This window comes from Pseudomonas sp. Root329 (genome assembly GCF_001424925.1).
In the GTDB taxonomy this organism is placed as follows: domain Bacteria; phylum Pseudomonadota; class Gammaproteobacteria; order Pseudomonadales; family Pseudomonadaceae; genus Aquipseudomonas; species Aquipseudomonas arabinosi.
In genome coordinates, this window is record NZ_LMCV01000013.1 from 130,604 (window position 1) to 146,977 (window position 16,374).

The following is a 16,374-nucleotide window of genomic DNA, read 5'->3' on the forward strand; positions in this document are numbered from 1 at the left end:
TGAGGGTCCGTCTCGGGGTGGGCTCGTGTTTTGGAAATTCTACGCTAGGGGGCTGGGCACTACCCGATTCGATTTTGCAGGTTTGTGTTGCATCGACCGGTTGAATCCACAGCCAAAAGCGGCCTTTCGACGTATCAGGTGAATCAGGTGAATCAGGTGAATCAGCGGTGATTTACTTCATTTAAATAAATGTTGCTCAACGATTTCAATGCAGCGCTTTACAAAGGCATCCTTCGCGGCAGGATCATCTTGATATATGTTCTTGAAGGCACGCGCCATAATTTCCTTATAGCTATTTTTACTCAATATTCTAGAAGAAATAAATCTAAACTTTCCTGAGCTGTGCTGGGCAATAGACATGGTATATATTTTTCCAGTCATGCCCAAAATAGGAAGTTCTAAATTCTCTCCATCAACTCCAGCATCCAGATCTGAAAATATCACACATCTTGTCCCATTATTATTATCGGGGCATGGAACTAGCAAAGTTCCAAACTGGGATGAGTAGCTTACAACTTCTCTGAAGCTGAGCCCATGCTTAATAGTATTTTGACCATTTTTAGGAGGGTCATAGTCATAAAGCTCAGAGGTTGAATAAATGTGATTACCCAAGGACAGACCTGCATAGAAATCCGGAAGCAAGCACTTCAAAGCAAATCGCTGTATGTCAACCCCGAGATAGAACTCAACTTTCTTTTTACTCTTTATTACTTCGAGCAGTAACTCTACTCGCACTCTAGACAACCCCTGCGACTTTGTGCCCTTCTGAAAATCTTCGTTAGTTATGTTTTGTAAAATCCTTAAAGCATCAACGGGTGGCACACCATCAAAAAGATCCATAGCTATTAAATCCGTAAGTTGACTTTTACTCTGGGGGTCGGCTCATGGCCGTTTTCAGCCTTCGCGACAGGCAGAAATCGGCCAGAAGTGGTCACTCGCCTGACGACAAAAATGCGCCCACATTTGAGTTTGCTGGAGTGAGCCCCGCTCGATAAAGTTTGACCGTTATATATTGCCCGTTTTGTCTTTGCTCGGAAAAATGAAAGGAGCTGCGGTTACGTCAAATTTATCTATTGTAATAGTGATCTTATCGTCATCGGAGTCCATATCACCAGTTACGTCAAGGTTGCTGATCATAAATCCATTTTTGAGATTACTGGCAAATGGGTTCGCGTGGTTCGTAGGTTCGTCCCATCCGTGCGCTCGAATGAACTCTTCAGTAGATATCTCCCCTGCGAGAAGTCGAAGCAGCCCTCTAGATGAGATTGTGATCTTATTGCCTTGCATAGAATATCTTCCTAGTTGATCGTATCCAACGCCTGGTGTTTTCAGCAGCGAAGCAGAATGATAGGCGGGACGTAATGGCCTCGGTAAGTTTGGTAACGCGACATGCAACGCTGCGGTCAATGATTCGATTGATTCATTCGTGGCTCGGTGAGAGCGAGCCAAAAGAGGAGCACAGATTAGCTCGTAGCTCATCTGATATTCTGGTGGACTACCAAATGGAGGATGCGGCTCATCTACGGTAACTAACAGCACAGCATCAATACTACTATTCTGACGAAGAAAGTCTTCTGCGACTTCTCGCGCGCTATAGGTATAATGTGATTTTCCTCGATTTCCGCTTCTAATTAAATCGCAACCGCCATCACAGGCGATGATAATACGAAGAGAGTCATCTGGCGCGCCATTTAGCTGCTTAACTTTCCCTTTGAGCGCACTAAATAAAGGGTTGATACTTTTTGATGTGGCTACAGTGTAGCTAGTATGGCTGCCACCACCATTCTCCCAATTCGGATCGTAGATGATTTTAAGGTTGGTGTTGTTTTCGGTACGATCAAATCTGGATTTTATTGTGGGGGCTTCTCTGATGCTATAAAACCATGGTTCAAGCTCTGTTTTGATGAAGCTACTCATATCAGATTTTTCAGGTAGCATCAGGCGCATTTTGCTTCTATGGCGCGGCCCTGTGGTTTCTCCACGTACATCTATCCAAAAATTTCCGGGGCGCAATCCAAACTTAGATGCAATTCGGAAAATTTCTTCACTGATATATTTTAGGGGGTTCTGAGCATCAAGCCCATCATCTGATATTGTGGTGATATCACCGATGATCGTTAGTGCGCCGCCGTCTTGCTTATTTATCGTCCAGCGGATGTCAGGGCAACGTCCATTTGGCAACGCCTGCTCGTGCTTGAGGTGTCCCGCCTGGGAGAGCCCATGCAATATTACTAACTCCCACATTACATGAAGTCGGGTGGCGTCCGTAGCGTTTAGTCTGTTGATGATTGCCGTGAGCTGAGTGGGGCTAAGGGTTTTCGCAAGGTCATTGATGCGAGCTTGCATTGCTCTACGTGAAAATACGAAATTAGTCACTCATTCCCTCCACGGGTCGGTCATCGTCCATGGGCGGCATTATGACATTGCACTCGACGAAGGGCAGCCTATTGGTCGAAAGCAGGCGATCAGAAGCTTCCGCCTATGGCCGATTTCAGCCTGTCGCGAAGGACTGAAAACGACCCAAATCGGACATCGTTCCTCAAGGATGCTTCGGCCGGGCATGCACGGTGAGCCCTGGTTGGCCCAATATGATACAAACGCTAGAGGATGCTTCGAAAAATCCACGCCAGGAGGGCATGTATGCGATTTGGCTTAAGTGTCGGCAATTGGCAAAAGACATTTTTTGTCAGCACATTTTTTTTCTTGGCGTTGGGCGTTTATTTGGCAGACCTTAGTCACGCGGGCACGTTGGGAAGGTTCTTGTGGTACTCAGGACCTGGGCTGCTCACACTTGGCCTGATGCAAGCAATGGGTGGATCGGCGCCTGCCAAGATAGGCGGGATGGTGGTGTCCGCTGTCTACTTGGTGCTCTTCTACCTTTGGCTTCACTCTCAACCTAATCCAGAAGCGTTAACGTGGTTTTGGTATGTGTGTAGTTACCCCGGTGTGTGGATGGCTGCAGCAGTAGTCTGTTGGTGTGATCGAAGACGAGCAGAGACCGCCAACTGGCATTTTATACGTAGCTTGATGTTTGAGTTTTTTGGCTTATTGGCGAACGTAGGAATATTGTTTGCCATCTTCATGTTGAAAGCCGGGTGCGGTCTCGTCTGCCTCTAATCCTTACCTGAAATGTCTGCTTCTGGCCGATTTCTGCCCGTCGCGAAGGGCAGAAAACGACCCAAAACTGTCGTTCGCGAAAGGCACTAGTTGGTAATAAGTAGCCATATAGCACGACGTCCAGGCTGCTAGCGATAGATTTGCCCCAAGAGTTCAACCGATTTTTTCAGCACGTCATTCCATGAGGGAAGATATAGATAGTTAAATCTGAGTGTAATAAGTGCACCTTCCTGCTCCGCTCCAGTTGTTAAATTGCAGAGTGCGCCTGTTGTTTTCGTCCTGTAAACACACTGAACTAAAAGCTCAATTTTTCCGCTATTATCGATCTTCCAGTAAAGCTCAGTATGTAGTTGAGCAAAAGAAGGATCTGGCCCCGTATAGAAGGATAGACCGAACCTGTCAGGGTAAGCCTCCACATCCTGAGGGTTGGCCTTTCTCAGAAGATATTTGAGCAGCACGTCAAGATTCAGATCATTGGACTTGCCCCCTAATTCCAACGTGCTAACCCCCACAGCAATATGACGCGTGTCGTTATCGTTGTAGACATTGAGTTGACCTGCGGGGGCCATATCGGGCCAGTAGGCCTCCAGCACAAGCGACTTGACGGGGTCCGAGCACTTTGTGATTTTCGGTGTAGTGCCGCTCCAGGAGTCGCCCTCTCTCTCGGGCCAAAAAAACAGATACGTTCTAGATACTGAATATTCTTTTCCGGCCAAGGTTCCACATACAGAAGGGGCATCTCCGCTAGCCATTACAGAAGCGAGCACAGCTAATATACCCACTCCAATCTGGACGCCTGTTTTCACTATCGCTCCCACACCAGTACCTATCCTCGCTATCAAAAGTTCACAGCCACAAGCATCGCTGGTGGTATTTCTCGGACGAAACCTCGGTAGTCTTATACAAACTTAAATGAGGAAATCGAAGGAGCCGGCAATCCATCTGATGATAAGTAAATTCTCTAAATCACTGATTATGACAACCGTTGAGTATTTTTAAGGAGCCCCCGAAAATCTTATATTTTGGAAAAAAACGGACGCCCGATCGGCCGCTTCTGGCCGAGGCTGGAGCTGAATCGGGTCAAATAACACGACCCTAGGGAAATTTCAGGTGTTTGACTGACCAGAACGCCGGCAGATTTCACGTAGCGACGCAGACCTAAAAACGATGGATGCGTTTTTACACAGCCTGGGCCAATTTGTTGCGTCGACCGGTTGAATCCATAACCCATAGCAGACATCAGTTTACGGGCCACTGGTATGGATGAACCAAGCTATGAAAGTCGCGAAAGGAGAGAGCAGTATCAAGCCGCCGACGGCGACTGCCCAGCCCCAGGCAAAACCACGTTCTCCCTTGAAACGGCCGCCACTCAGCAAGCCCAGTACGTAGACGCCAATGCGATGAGCCAACAGGTTGATTACGACGTCTGAGATGAAGTCCATTTGATCCTCGTGTCGCTTATAGGTTTTCATCGGCATACCCGAATGACTGTTTTTGGCCGATTCTGTTGAAAACAGTCGGTTTGCCAAAAATGCTTGAATATGATGGGTGAGAACACCTCTTTTACACGCAGCTACGTAAAATCCGAGTCCCAAAGCCTCTGCTGAAAGCAAGGATTTCAATCTCAGGCGCGTACTTTTCTGCCATGGAAACCAAGCCGGACTTTTTCAACAGTATCGGCCGGCTGCTGCCTGTCGCTGCTGCGCACCCCATTAAACGCGGGGGTTGATTCTATTGGCTGATAATTGCTGCCGAACCAAGCACTTGAAGTTGTGCGGATTCAGATGTGGCGGTCGTGAGGGTAAACAACATTTTTCGTGTCGCGCTTGGAACTGACCATTCGTAGGAAAGAGTTTGAATTTGCCCATTTGCGGGTGATTGCGTTTGCTCGTTTTTTACCAGTGTTGAGGTAAACGGAGGGGGTGGATTTGCGACCATTCCAGTGAACAGCTTTATAGCGGTCTCAGTACTTGCCCTGCGGACATGCACGGCGCAAAAATTTTTGCCGCTAGGAAGAGCTAACACAAACATTCCGTACTTGTCTGGAACTGACCAAGCATCGCCAGGACCACCTGCCAGAAATAGCGCCGCCTTCTCGGGAGGAAGGCTAGGGATTGGCCTCAGTTTTTCTCGGAGTGCTTCCAGATTTGGAAGGTTATTCATGCAAAGCGATGCGTAAATTTTGGCGAACGAGTTGGCTTGGTCATCACCTTCGCTGGCAAGGCAAGCATTCGTACCTAGAGTCATCATGAGTAACGTGGCGAAAAATCTGGACATGCAAACCTCCCTGGATATATCACGATCAAGCTAAGCAGGATTTCAAGGAGTTGCCATCTAAATCATTTGCTGCCGTAAGCATATAGGGAACAGGATGGTTCGATATTCAAAATCTAGCGGGTGGTTCTGACCGGTTTCGGTTTGCCATCATCGGCCGATTGATAGACTCTCTGAGCGTTGAAATGGCTGACCAAACCAAATTTTTCGAGGCATCAAGACCTTTATGAAATCTGCTCTTTCCTTTGTACTGGTTCTTGCAGCATCTCTCATGGGGTGTGGTCTGGAGCATAATTACGGGCAAACAGGTGTCTACTCTCGGCCAATTATGGATGTCCTAATCAGCAGAGGGTTTTGTAGCAGTATTGAGGATTGCAACTATAAGGAAATGGTACTGGGAGAAGGAGGTACCTTCAAAAATAGCCCTGTACATTTGAATGTTTACAACGTCTCTGATCCTGAAGCAGTAGAAGCCATTGTTCATGTCGCACGGTTAACGAGACCCAACGCTATTGTTGGGTTAAGCCTGCAAATTACAGCTTCCAGTCACCTTGACACTCCATACAAGAGCCTTCGTCGCGAGACAATTGAGTAGCGAGTTTGCCAGCAACAAATGTAGTTATTTACTTAAAGCTGCGTTCTCCCGGCTTGACGGACGTCCGCTTCTGGCCGAGGCTGTGTAAAAACGGAGCTGAATCGGGTCAAATAACACGACCCTAGGGAAATTTCAGGTGTTTGACTGACCAGAACGCCGGCAGATTTCACGTAGCGACGCAGACCTAAAAATGATGGATGCGTTTTTACACAGCCTGGACCGATAGCAGTCGCTCACGGAAGGGGCATAGCGGTCCTAGGACTACCATAAAAATTCCTACACAAACCTCGGAATCCCTCACCTTTCCCGCCGTTCTGATGAGGCCTATAGTCCCTCTCGTCGCCAAAAATGGCGATTTCGGGTTTGGCGACCCGAGATATGAGTGCGAGGGCCGTCTGCTCATTTGCAGGCGTCGTCGCAGCCGCAAAACCGCTGTACTATGGCGGTTGCGCGCGGGAGACCTTCGGGTCTGCCGGTTTCTCATTCCCGGTTCGCCAACCTGCGCGCAACTGCCACCCTATCGTTTGGCGACGATCTGTTGGCGGTCTCAACAAACTGAATGAGATCTCCCCTATGGAAAGATACATGCCCCTCACCGGAATCGACCTGATCCCGGCTTCCCTGCTCATCGACACCCAAGCCCCACTCGACGTCCTGCAAGCCATGGCCGATTACCGCATCCGCACGGTCACGCAGGTGCTGGAAAACATCGCCTACCGCGCCGAACTCGGTTGCGACACGGTGGTGTTGAAAGACTTTTCTCAGCTGTTAGTCATTCCGTTACGCGACGGCTGTGACTTGATGGACGTGATCGGTCGACGCTTGCGAGCGCAGGTGAAGGAGTAAGTAAAAACGGGCGCCTCAATGGGCGCCCGTTTTTCTGCAATTGCGGTATGTGCATAAACGCGGCTGACGGATCCTTTTATGAGCCCATTGACCGAAGTAATTTCACAAAAAATATGTGAAATAAAATGTGAAGATGATTCTTGTTTTAGGAGCCTACAAAACCTCTGGAGGCCAGTAAATTAGCGCCTCTTCATCAAGTCAGTATGTGAAATAAAATGTGAAGACTTTCATACGGTAGAAACCGCTATGTGCGGTCGGCCAGGGCGTTGGATGAAATGAAAACGGGCGCCATCAAGGCGCCCGTTTTTTGTGTCCATGATCAAAGTGGTTTACCAGCATCCAACAGACGGCCGACCTTCCCTTCAGGAAGGCAAAGACCGCGTACCCAAGCCGTTCAAGCAAGCCCTTGAAATGACAATCAAGCCCTGCGCTTAGAGCAATACTCCACAATCAGCTGAGTGACCGCAGCCACAATCGCCTGATCCGCGTCAGGCGAGGTGAACAGTCGACATTGCGCATCCGGCAAATCCGGCAACCCTTGTTCTGCCCCAATAACCGCCAATCCTTGCCCCAACTGACTGAGTGGCATGGGCGCTACCGCGAAGCCTGCCAGGGCCGCCGCCCGCAATCCGGCAGTGCTGCTGCACAACATCGCCGTGCGTTGGGCGATCCCCGCCTGCGCCAGCCTTGTCAGCGCAGCTTCGCGATAAGGGCACGGCTCGGGGAACAGGGCCAGCGGCAACGGCGTGGGTAACCGGGCGACGGGTTGCGCCGACCAGGCCCATACCAGTGGTTCTTGCCATAGCAACAGCCCCGCTTCGCTGGTTTCGCACAGTGAACCGATGACCACTTCCAGATGCCCTTGCTTCATCAGCGCCAGTAACGTGCCCGGAATGTTCACCTGCACCTCGATCTTCATCCCGGGGTACTGCGCCGCGAATTCCTGAACAGTGCGCAGTAATCGAGACTCGACAAAATCTTCGGACACCCCGATCCGCAGCCGCCCGTGAAACGGCGTGCGTGTCAGGTCTGTCCAGGCATCACGGTTCAGCGCGAGGATCGTGCGCGCATAAGAGACTAGGCGCTCGCCATCGGCCGTCAGTTGCTGGGAACGGGTGGTGCGCGTCAACAGGGGCTTACCAATCTGTTCTTCCAATCGCCGCACATGGCCACTGACCGCAGACTGAGTGAGGTGCAGCTTCTGGGCTGCACGGCTGAAGCCGTCTTCATCGACGACGGTGACAAATGTCTTGAGCAGCAGAACATCGAACATAGTTTTATACGTGATCAATTGAGTGTGAATTCACGATTTATATTTCAATTACAACTATGTTGCAATGCTCTCACCTGCCCTGCTTCCCCATCATTCAAGGTGTGCCATGACGACTCTTCTCCATATTCAGTGTTCGCCACGCAAGCAGCGTTCGGCTTCCCTTGAAGTCGCCCGCAGCTTCATTGCGCGTTATCAAGCAAACACCCCGGACACCGAAATCATCACCCTCGACCTCTGGAACATGGCGCTACCGGAATTCGATGATCTGGCCATGGAGGCCAAATACGCCGGGTTCAATGGCACGCCGTTGACCGCTGCACAACAAGACGCCTGGAACACGTTAAAAGAGTTGGCCAGTCACCTGCACCGCGCGGATGTACTCGTGATGTCCGTACCGCTGTGGAATTTCAGCATCCCGTACAAACTCAAGCACTTCATCGACCTGGTATCGCAGAAAGACATTCTGTTCAGCGTTGACCCGGAACGCGGTCTGGAAGGCATGCTGCACAACAAACTCGCCGTGGTGATGTACGCCCGCGGCCTGGATTTTTCGGCGCAGTCGATCACACCGGCAGAGCGCTTCGACTTCCAGAAGCCCTACGTGGAAGCCTGGCTGAAATTTATCGGCGTCACGGATGTGCATTCGGTGATTGTGGAGAAAACCATCCTGGGGGAAGACGTTGATCGGCGCGCGCGTGAGGACGCGACTCAGCAGGCCAGGAACCTGGCAGACAGTTTGTCGCTGACGGCCCCCTGCTGTTGAGGCCGTCCCGGCTGTATATCGATTCATTACAAACACGGCTGGCAGCACACTCGCCGGTACGTAAAGCAAGGCCCGACTGTCTAGTCCTGAAACAGGTGTAAATCTATTTCAGGACTAAACACGGACGATATCGACCGAGATCTCCACCGCCGCAATCGTGCCTCTGTTCTCAAGCCAGTGAGTGGTGTTCCTGTCCTCGGGCCAGCCCACTCCCGGCCCATAATCCGTGGCGACTCCATTTCGATGGTCAGTGATCGTTCCTTGCAGAATGTAGACGGTGCCGGGTCTGTCTACATGGTTGTGAATCGGCCCGAAGACGCCTCCAGGCTCGATGGTCACCTTGCGCATTCTAAGTTGGCGCCCTGCCATACCCTCGATCTCAGGACCCAGGTCAATCGTTGCCAGTAACTTCACCGTGACCCCTTTGGTCTCAGGTGCCGCCTGTTCGTTGCTCATCGCACGCTCCCCTCTGTACATACAGAGCCTAACTAGAAGTAGAGACCTTAAAAGGTGTGATCAGTCGGCAGGCGACAAAGGGTCGATTGCCGCCCTTCGCGACAGGTTGTTATCGGCCAAAAGTGGACGGTGGACACGGTGATGGCAAATGGGTAGCTTCATTAGAGGGCAGCGGTCCTTGTCGTCACCCATGTTGCGCTTACCGTTACGGAGCATATAAGACATGTCAAACATCGTCGCATGGACCCTGTTCGCCTTGGGCGTCCTCCATGTTCCATTCGGTATCATCAAGTTCAAAACAGCATTCGCCGCCGCTGTAGATTCTGGCTTCGTTGACCAATTCAAAGCGCACGAAGATCGGCGTACTGCCCTCTGGTTTACCATGCTGGGGCCGCTGTTTATGCTCGCAGGGCAGACAGCGATTCACGCCGTAGCCGTTGGCGATCTCGCGCTACTTAAAATGGTTGGCATCTATGTGCTTATGATCTCGATCATTTGCGTCATTGCTGTTCCAAAATCGGGGTTCTGGGCAACGCTGCTGGTTTCTCCGCTGATCATCGCGGCAGGGTATGGCTTGTACGCCTGACAAACGGTTCAAGGTATTCGCGAGGGCTTCAACGTCCGATCGGGGTTGTGGATTCAACCGGTCGACGCAACAGATTGGCTAAATCGTTCAGCGGGCGTTGGACAACAGAATTTATGGTGTTCAGGCTATATCGCTTACGGAAGATAGCGCGCCGTTGCTACTTCCGAAGGCTCAAGATCTTTTTCAGCAAACGGAGTCACCTACATGGAAGTTATCAATCAATTACAGCCCGCAGAGTGTGCAGGCATGGAGGATATCCGACGCGAAATCGATGCCCTTGATCAGGTCGTGATCAAGCTGCTGGGCAAGCGTTTTCACTACGTGCTGGCTGCCTCGAAGTTCAAGAGTTCGGTGACTTCGGTGCGTGCTCCGGAGCGCTTCAAGGCCATGCTGGCGACACGACGTGAATGGGCCGAGGCCGAGGGCCTGAACCCGGATGTCATCGAGAAGATGTACAGCGACTTGGTGAACCACTTCATTGTCGAAGAGATGAAACACTGGGCAGCACATCAATCCGAAGCCTGACTCTAGTATCGGACTGTCCGCCATGGGTTGTGGATTTTCGGTCAGTCATGACGCACCGGAATCGGCCATGGAATATCCTCCCCGCCATGAGACAAAGACCGGGAGTCTGCGGAGCACCAATACATCAAGGAGAATTGCGCATCATGGATGAAGCCATTACATACCGAACGGCAACCGTAGAGGATGCACTGACCATTTGTGAACTGGGCCAATTGCTTAACGCGGTACATCACGCTGCCCGTCCCGATATTTATACGGCTGCCACTCAGGATTTTTCGCGCGATCTTCCTCACTGGATGAGTTTTTTCGAGAAACCGGGTCAGGTTGTATTCATTGCGAATGTCGCTCACCAAGCCGCAGCCTTCATTTCTGCCAGCCTGTCGACAAGCTCCGGACCGCTGATGCAACCGCTGGCTATTGTTCGAATCGGATCGGTTTGCGTAGCCGAGCAATTTTGGGGAAAAGGCATTGGTCGATCCTTGGTACAACTCGTTCAAAACTGGGCAATCGAGCACAACGCCCAAGACATAAGGCTGTCTGTATGGGCGTTCAATGCACGTGCTACGCGTATGTACACAGAGTTGGGGTTCGAAACCCGTGCATTCGAAATGGGAATGCGCGTGTAAGGGTGATTCCCTTCAACGTGAAAAAGAACTTTGAGCGACCGCTTCACGCCCTGAGGAAGTCATACAGCCGCCAATCATCCGCCCCGTGAAAGGCTTCGTTGGAAACCTTTTCTGATATCGCTGAAGGGTGCACGTGTCAGTAAGACGCGTGCACGGGCGTTCCCTTATGGTTCTAACGTGACGTCCGGGCGACCAGCGTCATACTCGTCGAAGATCAGCGCCCTGGGCCGGCAGTGCCCAGGGCAGGATGCCTTCTTGGAACTCACAAGTTCGGTATGTGCTGCGGGCAAGATGAGGGCTTAGTTAACCATCACCTCGTCCAGTGCCTGCTCGAGGGTGCTGACCGTGCGCTCGATATTGTGCAGCTTTTCGAGTCCGAACAGACCGATGCGGAAGGTCTGGAAGTCGGCCGGCTCGTCGCATTGCAACGGCACTCCGGCGGCGATCTGTAGGCCGTGGTTGGCAAATTTCTTGCCGCTCTTGATGTCGGCATCATCGGTGTAGCTCACCACTACGCCAGGGGCCTGAAAGCCGGCTGCGGCCACGCTTTTGATGCCTTTGCCGGTCAACATTGCGCGCACCCGATCGCCCAGCGCCTGTTGTTCGCCGCGGACCTTGTCGAAACCGTAGGCTTGCGTCTCTTTCATCACTTCGTTAAACCGCGCGAGGGAATCGCTGGGCATGGTCGCATGGTAGGCATGTCCGCCCTGTTCGTAGGCCTGCATGATCTGAAGCCACTTTTTCAGGTCGCAGGCGAAGCTGCTGCTATGCGTCTGCTCGATGCGCTCGAGGGCCAAAGAACTGAGCATCACCAGGGCGCAGCAAGGGGAGGCGCTCCAGCCTTTCTGCGGTGCGCTGATCAGCAGGTCGACTGCGCATTTCTGCATATCAACCCAAAGCGTGCCTGAGGCGATGCAGTCCAGCACGAACAGGCCACCCACCGCGTGCACGGCGTCGCCGACGGCCCGCAGGTACTCGTCGGGCAGGATAATCCCTGATGAGGTTTCAACGTGGGGGGCGAAGACAATCTGCGGCTTCTGCGCCGCAATGGCTGCCAGCACTTCGTCCAGTGGGGCTGGGGCGTAGGCAGCCTGGCGACCCGTGTCGACCGGTCGGGCTTTCAGCACCGTGGTGGCCGCCGGGATGTTGCCCATCTCAAGGATCTGGCTCCAGCGATAACTGAACCAGCCGTTGCGTATCACCAGGCATTGCTGGTCGGTGGCAAACTGTCGCGCCACCGCTTCCATGCCGAATGTGCCGCTGCCCGGGACCACCGCAACTGCCTGGGCGTTGTAGACCTGTTTCAGGGTCCTGGAAATGTTCTTCATCACGCCTTGAAATGACTGCGACATGTGGTTGAGCGAGCGGTCGGTGTAGACCACTGAGTACTCGACCAGCCCCTCAGGATCGATACTGGGATATAGCTTTGACATGGGGTGACTCCTTTGGCAGAGATGTCAGTGGTATCGACCCTGCCCTAAGCCTTGGCAAATGACAAGATTGCTCGGGATCGAATTGCGACTTCTGTCGAGCGGCTGGCATCATCAGGTCGATTACCCTTAAAGGTTCCTACCTCCTTACGTTCGGTCGATAACGACCCGTTACTAAGGGCGGCAGCCGGCCAATAGCAGTCCTTGATGATTGGCTGCTATTGGCAAAAAGGCAGCACAAGCCGACACCGACCTACGGCGAGTGTCAGCAATGGGCCGCAAGATTTACTTCGTGACCACCAGCGCCGGTGGCTGCCAGCTGCCGTCGCCAGCGGGAAGAATCGAAGGCGGTGCGGTCTTCGGCCAGTAGAGGCGCATTACCAGAAATACCGTGTCGTCAGGCGCGGGCAACCAGTTTGCCTCCTTAGCCTTGCCGGGGGAGTCTTTCTGGATGTACAGCGTCAGTGAACCATCCGTGTTTTTCTTCATCGCCGACAGCATCGGCGAATTGATCAGGTAACGGTTGAGCGGATTCTTGATCAGCAGCTGGCTCTTGCCGTCGTACATGGTCACCGACCAGAAGGCATTGACTGGCGGCAGTTTGCCGGCCGGGAAAGTCAGCGTGTAGTTGCGCTTGCTGGTATCCAGCGTCTGCCCGGTGCCGTCGGTGCGCGTGTTGGGATACATCGCCTCGACAGCGTCGTTGCCGTAGAGACCGCCTTTCGCGGCACCAGCACGCTTCAGCCAGTCGGCCTTGTAGAACGTTTGGTCGCCGAAGTACGCGCCTACGCTCCAGCCGTTGATTATCTTCGTCCCGCTCGCGAGGAATTTGTCGACCTTTTCATCACCGGCCTTCATCCCGAGCAGGACCACGGCCTTGTGCTCGAGCGAGAGGTCCTTAAATTCGAAGGTGCGACCGGGTCCCACCCCAATGCTCGCCAGCTTGGCCCGGATCTCCTGGTCGTCAGCCGATGGCGGCACATACTCCATCGCGGCTGACAGGTACTCGAAGAAGTTGGCCTTGATGCCGTCCGTCGTAGCCGGCACGAAATCAATCTTCGGCGCAGTGGGCGGCGCGGGTTGATGGAGGAAGACGGACAGCGGCTGGACCTTGTAGCCCGCTTGCACCTTCTCGACATTCGGCATGTCCTTGGCATTGTAGAGCTGAGTCCGAATGGCGCTCACGGCGAAGGGAGTGGTCGAGGTGAAGACTTTTTTGATACCGAGAGGGGGCGCGCCTTTCCAATCGGGACCGACCACCATGTAGTCACCCGCTTCGTTGCCGGTGACACGGCTGCCGATGTAACCGTAGTTGTAAGTGTTGCCGTCGATCATCTGCACCGAGTAGTAACGCCGCTTGTCCACTGCCGGCACCGAGATCACCATCGGCTCCGCGCGCAGGTCCAGCCAGACAAACGAGTACGGGGTGTCGCTGTTCGGAGTGATGATGGCCGTGTCTTGGTAGGTGAAGACGCGAGGCTCGTTCTTGATCTGGTTGAACGGCGCCTTGTATTGCGGGCCGCCCTTGTCCACAGCATATTCGTTCATCACGGCGTAGTTCATGACCAGCGGTAAGCCGTAAATAAAGCCTTCCTCGGCGATCGCCTTGGTCTGCTCGAGACTCGGCGCGGGTACGCCCTTGGTCCCATCCGTCTTGTCTGCCTGCGTGATCGGATCGTTCTTGCTCGCACACCCCGCAAAAAGCGTTGAACCCACTACGACGAGTGCCGCAGCCATTGTCCAGCCCCGGTTAGACTTCCTGTTCATTTCCACCTCGTTAGTTTTGAGCAAGCTGGCACCGTGAGCCTTCATGGCCACGGTGAAATAATTTGAATGCTTGAAACCCTCCCGACTTTTTTCAGTAGTGCCAGGTCAGGTGGGCGATCAGGGCTTCAATCCAGGTGTTGTCGAACTCGCCTGATACACGATTGCCAGACAAGGTTTTTTGCTGATCGACTGGCGCGCCCCCACCCAGTCCGCGACTCACTGAAACTCAGGTCTATCTCTTTACTTAGCGACTGAGTAAATCTTGTGGCGAAGCATCTACTCACAGCTCAGGGAGTGTAGATCACAATAAGCCAGCATCCCCTTGCGTAGCTGAGCAGCTCAGATTCAGTTCCGTAATATTTACGCGCCGCCGTTACGGACCATTTGGCTTCGAGAACAGCCAATCGTGATCAGCAGCCAAAAAGCGGATAGTCAGAGATTAACTCTTGAGGCCCGCCAAAGACCGCTTCACGCCCTGAGGAAGTCAGTCAACCTAAATCAAGACTCTTGAGGAGCGGTGACCCACGCTTCCTCAAAGCATTCAAATAGGTGGTTTCATCGAGCTTCACGCCCTGAGGAAGTCAGTCAACCTAAATCAAGACTCTTGAGGAGCGGTGACCCACGCTTCCTCAAAGCATTCAAATAGGTGGTTTCATCGTAAGGCGTCCTGGTCTGCCAGCACCGGTACAGAATCCGAATCCACTTAAACGCGAGTGCGCGTACAGCCGCCTGGTAGGTACTCCCTTTGGCACGTTGCTGCCGGTAGTAAGCTCCCGCCCAAAAGGATTTGTTAATGGTCTGCCCCGCCCATTCCACGAAAGTCTGACGAAGAAACGTCGGACATTGCCAGCGCCAATGCACCCAGCTTTTCTTACCACTCCGCTCAGTCACCGGCGCTATGCCGGAATACTTTTGCAATTCGTCCGCACCATGGAAACGCTCACGTTGCTCTCCGAAGGCTGCGAGTAAGCGTGGCGCCAGATGCGGGCCTGCGCCCGGCAAGCTCCGAAACAATGCGTAATCCGGTAGCGCAGAAGCGACCCGCTCGATTTCCTTATCAAAGCGATCGATTACCGTGAGGACGGTGCGCAGCTGCTCGACCAATGCGAGGACGTGCAAGCGGCAAGGCTCGATAATGCCGGCATCTTCAGTGAGCGCAGATGCCGCACGGATCGATGCCAAACGCGCCTCGATCAATGTGGCGCGACGCCCGTTATGAGCATAAAAGAATGCCTCAAGCGTAGTTTTACGCGCCCGTTTGACTGACAGGAGTGTCGGCCAGCGAGTGAGAAAATCGCAAAACAACTGAGTGTCTCGCTGCTCAAACCAGTCCAGTGCCTGCGGGTAATACTGCTTGAGGGTGTTGCATAAACGGTTGGTAAAACGCGTCTTGTCGTTAACCAGATCCCGGCGTTGTTCGATCAGGCTCAGCAGCGAGCGCATGGCCACACTCTGCGGCCTGAGCGCGGTGAACCGTTCAGGATGGCGAAGCAGTAGATCGAGTGCCAACTCCGCATCGGTGGGGTCATCCTTGGCGCGACTCGGCTTGAATGCCACGCGATATTTGGCAAGCGTCGAGGGATTGATCGGGAACAGCACGAAAAAGTCATACTTCAGCAGGGCTGCGACAATTGGTCCTTTGGCCAACTCCAGAGCTACTGCGATAGGGCCACCGAAGCGCTGGTGCAATGCCTTGGCCCACTCGTCAATGCGATCAACCTGATGGGGGATACAGTCGAACTGGCGATGATTGTCATCCCCAGCCTGTAGGCAAATATCATGCTTGGTATCTGCCCAATCGATGCCGACATAGGCTGTGAAGTGCTGACTCAAGGACGCTGTCACGTGAACCTCCGCAAGCGATAAAATATCTGCTAGGGACATGCATGCTTGCGTTCAGCGAAGGCAATATAGTGAGCCGGTGCGACGGCGAACCCTGAGTATTCGTTATCGAGCGCAAGCGCACCTGCAGACTCGAAACTAAAGCGGCAAACGTCATGCGTTTGGGTCGATTTATTCGTAGTCTACAGGTGCATGTTCCACCCTCGCTGACAGCTACCTGCCAACCGTTACCAGTATCGGTGAAGGCGGGACGGACTATCTATAATGGGTCGAT

The 16,374-nt window shown here is 52.9% G+C and carries 16 protein-coding genes; 5 read left to right on the forward strand and 11 right to left on the reverse strand.

The features are described 5' to 3' along the window. Positions 1-177: 177 nt before the first annotated feature. The 5 genes from ASC74_RS14100 to ASC74_RS14125 all read right to left on the reverse strand — a co-directional run bounded on the left by ASC74_RS14100 (position 178) and on the right by ASC74_RS14125 (position 5,394). The gene (locus ASC74_RS14100) at positions 178-840 is read right to left on the reverse strand and encodes a hypothetical protein (protein WP_056741920.1); all 663 of its coding nucleotides are present in this window, start codon (positions 838-840) and stop codon (positions 178-180) included. A 165-nt stretch (positions 841-1,005) separates the two neighbouring features. Further along, positions 1,006-2,376, reverse strand: a complete 1,371-nt coding sequence (locus tag ASC74_RS14105) for a hypothetical protein (protein ID WP_236713292.1) — start codon at positions 2,374-2,376, stop codon at positions 1,006-1,008. An 869-nt stretch (positions 2,377-3,245) separates the two neighbouring features. Then, positions 3,246-3,923, reverse strand: a complete 678-nt coding sequence (locus ASC74_RS14115) for a hypothetical protein (RefSeq protein ID WP_156400822.1) — start codon at positions 3,921-3,923, stop codon at positions 3,246-3,248. A 438-nt stretch (positions 3,924-4,361) separates the two neighbouring features. Next, complete coding sequence (locus ASC74_RS32150) at positions 4,362-4,739, reverse strand: hypothetical protein (protein WP_236713293.1); 378 nt, start codon at positions 4,737-4,739, stop codon at positions 4,362-4,364. A 109-nt stretch (positions 4,740-4,848) separates the two neighbouring features. After that, on the reverse strand, positions 4,849-5,394 hold the full coding sequence (locus ASC74_RS14125) for an NMCC_0638 family (lipo)protein (RefSeq protein ID WP_056741924.1): 546 nt from the start codon (positions 5,392-5,394) through the stop codon (positions 4,849-4,851). 1,165 nt (positions 5,395-6,559) lie between these two features. On the opposite strand from ASC74_RS14125, the gene ASC74_RS14130 reads away from it, so the two are divergent. After that, entirely contained in the window at positions 6,560-6,832 is a 273-nt protein-coding gene (locus ASC74_RS14130) for a hypothetical protein (protein ID WP_046056783.1), read from the forward strand. 418 nt (positions 6,833-7,250) lie between these two features. Here ASC74_RS14130 and ASC74_RS14135 read toward each other — a convergent pair whose 3' ends face one another. Beyond that, a complete protein-coding gene (locus ASC74_RS14135) occupies positions 7,251-8,105 on the reverse strand; it encodes a LysR substrate-binding domain-containing protein (protein ID WP_056741925.1) in 855 nt (284 codons plus the stop codon). Positions 8,106-8,211: 106 nt separating this feature from the next. On the opposite strand from ASC74_RS14135, the gene ASC74_RS14140 reads away from it, so the two are divergent. Continuing rightward, the gene (locus tag ASC74_RS14140) at positions 8,212-8,868 is read left to right on the forward strand and encodes an FMN-dependent NADH-azoreductase (protein ID WP_056741926.1); all 657 of its coding nucleotides are present in this window, start codon (positions 8,212-8,214) and stop codon (positions 8,866-8,868) included. 114 nt (positions 8,869-8,982) lie between these two features. On the opposite strand, the gene ASC74_RS14145 is transcribed toward ASC74_RS14140, so the two are convergent. After that, positions 8,983-9,324, reverse strand: coding sequence for a cupin domain-containing protein (locus ASC74_RS14145; RefSeq protein ID WP_056741927.1), 342 nt, complete (start codon positions 9,322-9,324; stop codon positions 8,983-8,985). A 223-nt stretch (positions 9,325-9,547) separates the two neighbouring features. On the opposite strand from ASC74_RS14145, the gene ASC74_RS14150 reads away from it, so the two are divergent. The 3 genes from ASC74_RS14150 (at position 9,548) to ASC74_RS14160 (ending at position 11,061) form a co-directional block, all read left to right on the forward strand. Beyond that, the gene (locus tag ASC74_RS14150; RefSeq protein ID WP_056741928.1) at positions 9,548-9,910 is read left to right on the forward strand and encodes a DUF6463 family protein; all 363 of its coding nucleotides are present in this window, start codon (positions 9,548-9,550) and stop codon (positions 9,908-9,910) included. 204 nt (positions 9,911-10,114) lie between these two features. Continuing rightward, positions 10,115-10,435, forward strand: coding sequence for an isochorismate lyase (locus ASC74_RS14155; RefSeq protein WP_056741929.1), 321 nt, complete (start codon positions 10,115-10,117; stop codon positions 10,433-10,435). 143 nt (positions 10,436-10,578) lie between these two features. Next, entirely contained in the window at positions 10,579-11,061 is a 483-nt protein-coding gene (locus ASC74_RS14160; RefSeq protein WP_056741930.1) for a GNAT family N-acetyltransferase, read from the forward strand. A gap of 299 nt (positions 11,062-11,360) precedes the next feature. Here the strand turns inward: ASC74_RS14160 and ASC74_RS14165 are convergent, their stop codons facing one another. The 4 genes from ASC74_RS14165 to ASC74_RS14175 all read right to left on the reverse strand — a co-directional run bounded on the left by ASC74_RS14165 (position 11,361) and on the right by ASC74_RS14175 (position 16,142). Beyond that, entirely contained in the window at positions 11,361-12,494 is a 1,134-nt protein-coding gene (locus ASC74_RS14165; protein WP_056741931.1) for an aminotransferase class V-fold PLP-dependent enzyme, read from the reverse strand. A gap of 282 nt (positions 12,495-12,776) precedes the next feature. Continuing rightward, positions 12,777-14,228 carry a DUF1254 domain-containing protein gene (locus ASC74_RS14170; RefSeq protein ID WP_156400823.1) on the reverse strand — a complete coding sequence of 484 codons (1,452 nt, stop codon included), beginning with the start codon at positions 14,226-14,228 and terminating at the stop codon, positions 12,777-12,779. A 121-nt stretch (positions 14,229-14,349) separates the two neighbouring features. Further along, the gene (locus ASC74_RS32390) at positions 14,350-14,478 is read right to left on the reverse strand and encodes a hypothetical protein (protein ID WP_269084620.1); all 129 of its coding nucleotides are present in this window, start codon (positions 14,476-14,478) and stop codon (positions 14,350-14,352) included. Positions 14,479-14,843: 365 nt separating this feature from the next. Next, positions 14,844-16,142 (reverse strand): IS110 family transposase, encoded by a 1,299-nt coding sequence (locus ASC74_RS14175; RefSeq protein WP_082555822.1) that lies wholly within the window; start codon positions 16,140-16,142, stop codon positions 14,844-14,846. Positions 16,143-16,374 lie beyond the last annotated feature (232 nt).

What these genes read in the sequence shown, in the direction of transcription:
- ASC74_RS14100 (WP_056741920.1), bottom strand. Translation starts at nt 840, where the DNA reads ATGGATCTTTTTGATGGTGTGCCACCCGTTGATGCTTTAAGGATTTTA.
- ASC74_RS14125 (WP_056741924.1), bottom strand. Translation starts at nt 5,394, where the DNA reads ATGTCCAGATTTTTCGCCACGTTACTCATGATGACTCTAGGTACGAAT.
- ASC74_RS14130 (WP_046056783.1), top strand. Translation starts at nt 6,560, where the DNA reads ATGGAAAGATACATGCCCCTCACCGGAATCGACCTGATCCCGGCTTCC.
- ASC74_RS14135 (WP_056741925.1), bottom strand. Translation starts at nt 8,105, where the DNA reads ATGTTCGATGTTCTGCTGCTCAAGACATTTGTCACCGTCGTCGATGAA.
- ASC74_RS14140 (WP_056741926.1), top strand. Translation starts at nt 8,212, where the DNA reads ATGACGACTCTTCTCCATATTCAGTGTTCGCCACGCAAGCAGCGTTCG.
- ASC74_RS14145 (WP_056741927.1), bottom strand. Translation starts at nt 9,324, where the DNA reads ATGAGCAACGAACAGGCGGCACCTGAGACCAAAGGGGTCACGGTGAAG.
- ASC74_RS14150 (WP_056741928.1), top strand. Translation starts at nt 9,548, where the DNA reads ATGTCAAACATCGTCGCATGGACCCTGTTCGCCTTGGGCGTCCTCCAT.
- ASC74_RS14155 (WP_056741929.1), top strand. Translation starts at nt 10,115, where the DNA reads ATGGAAGTTATCAATCAATTACAGCCCGCAGAGTGTGCAGGCATGGAG.
- ASC74_RS14160 (WP_056741930.1), top strand. Translation starts at nt 10,579, where the DNA reads ATGGATGAAGCCATTACATACCGAACGGCAACCGTAGAGGATGCACTG.
- ASC74_RS14165 (WP_056741931.1), bottom strand. Translation starts at nt 12,494, where the DNA reads ATGTCAAAGCTATATCCCAGTATCGATCCTGAGGGGCTGGTCGAGTAC.
- ASC74_RS14170 (WP_156400823.1), bottom strand. Translation starts at nt 14,228, where the DNA reads ATGGCTGCGGCACTCGTCGTAGTGGGTTCAACGCTTTTTGCGGGGTGT.
- ASC74_RS14175 (WP_082555822.1), bottom strand. Translation starts at nt 16,142, where the DNA reads ATGTCCCTAGCAGATATTTTATCGCTTGCGGAGGTTCACGTGACAGCG.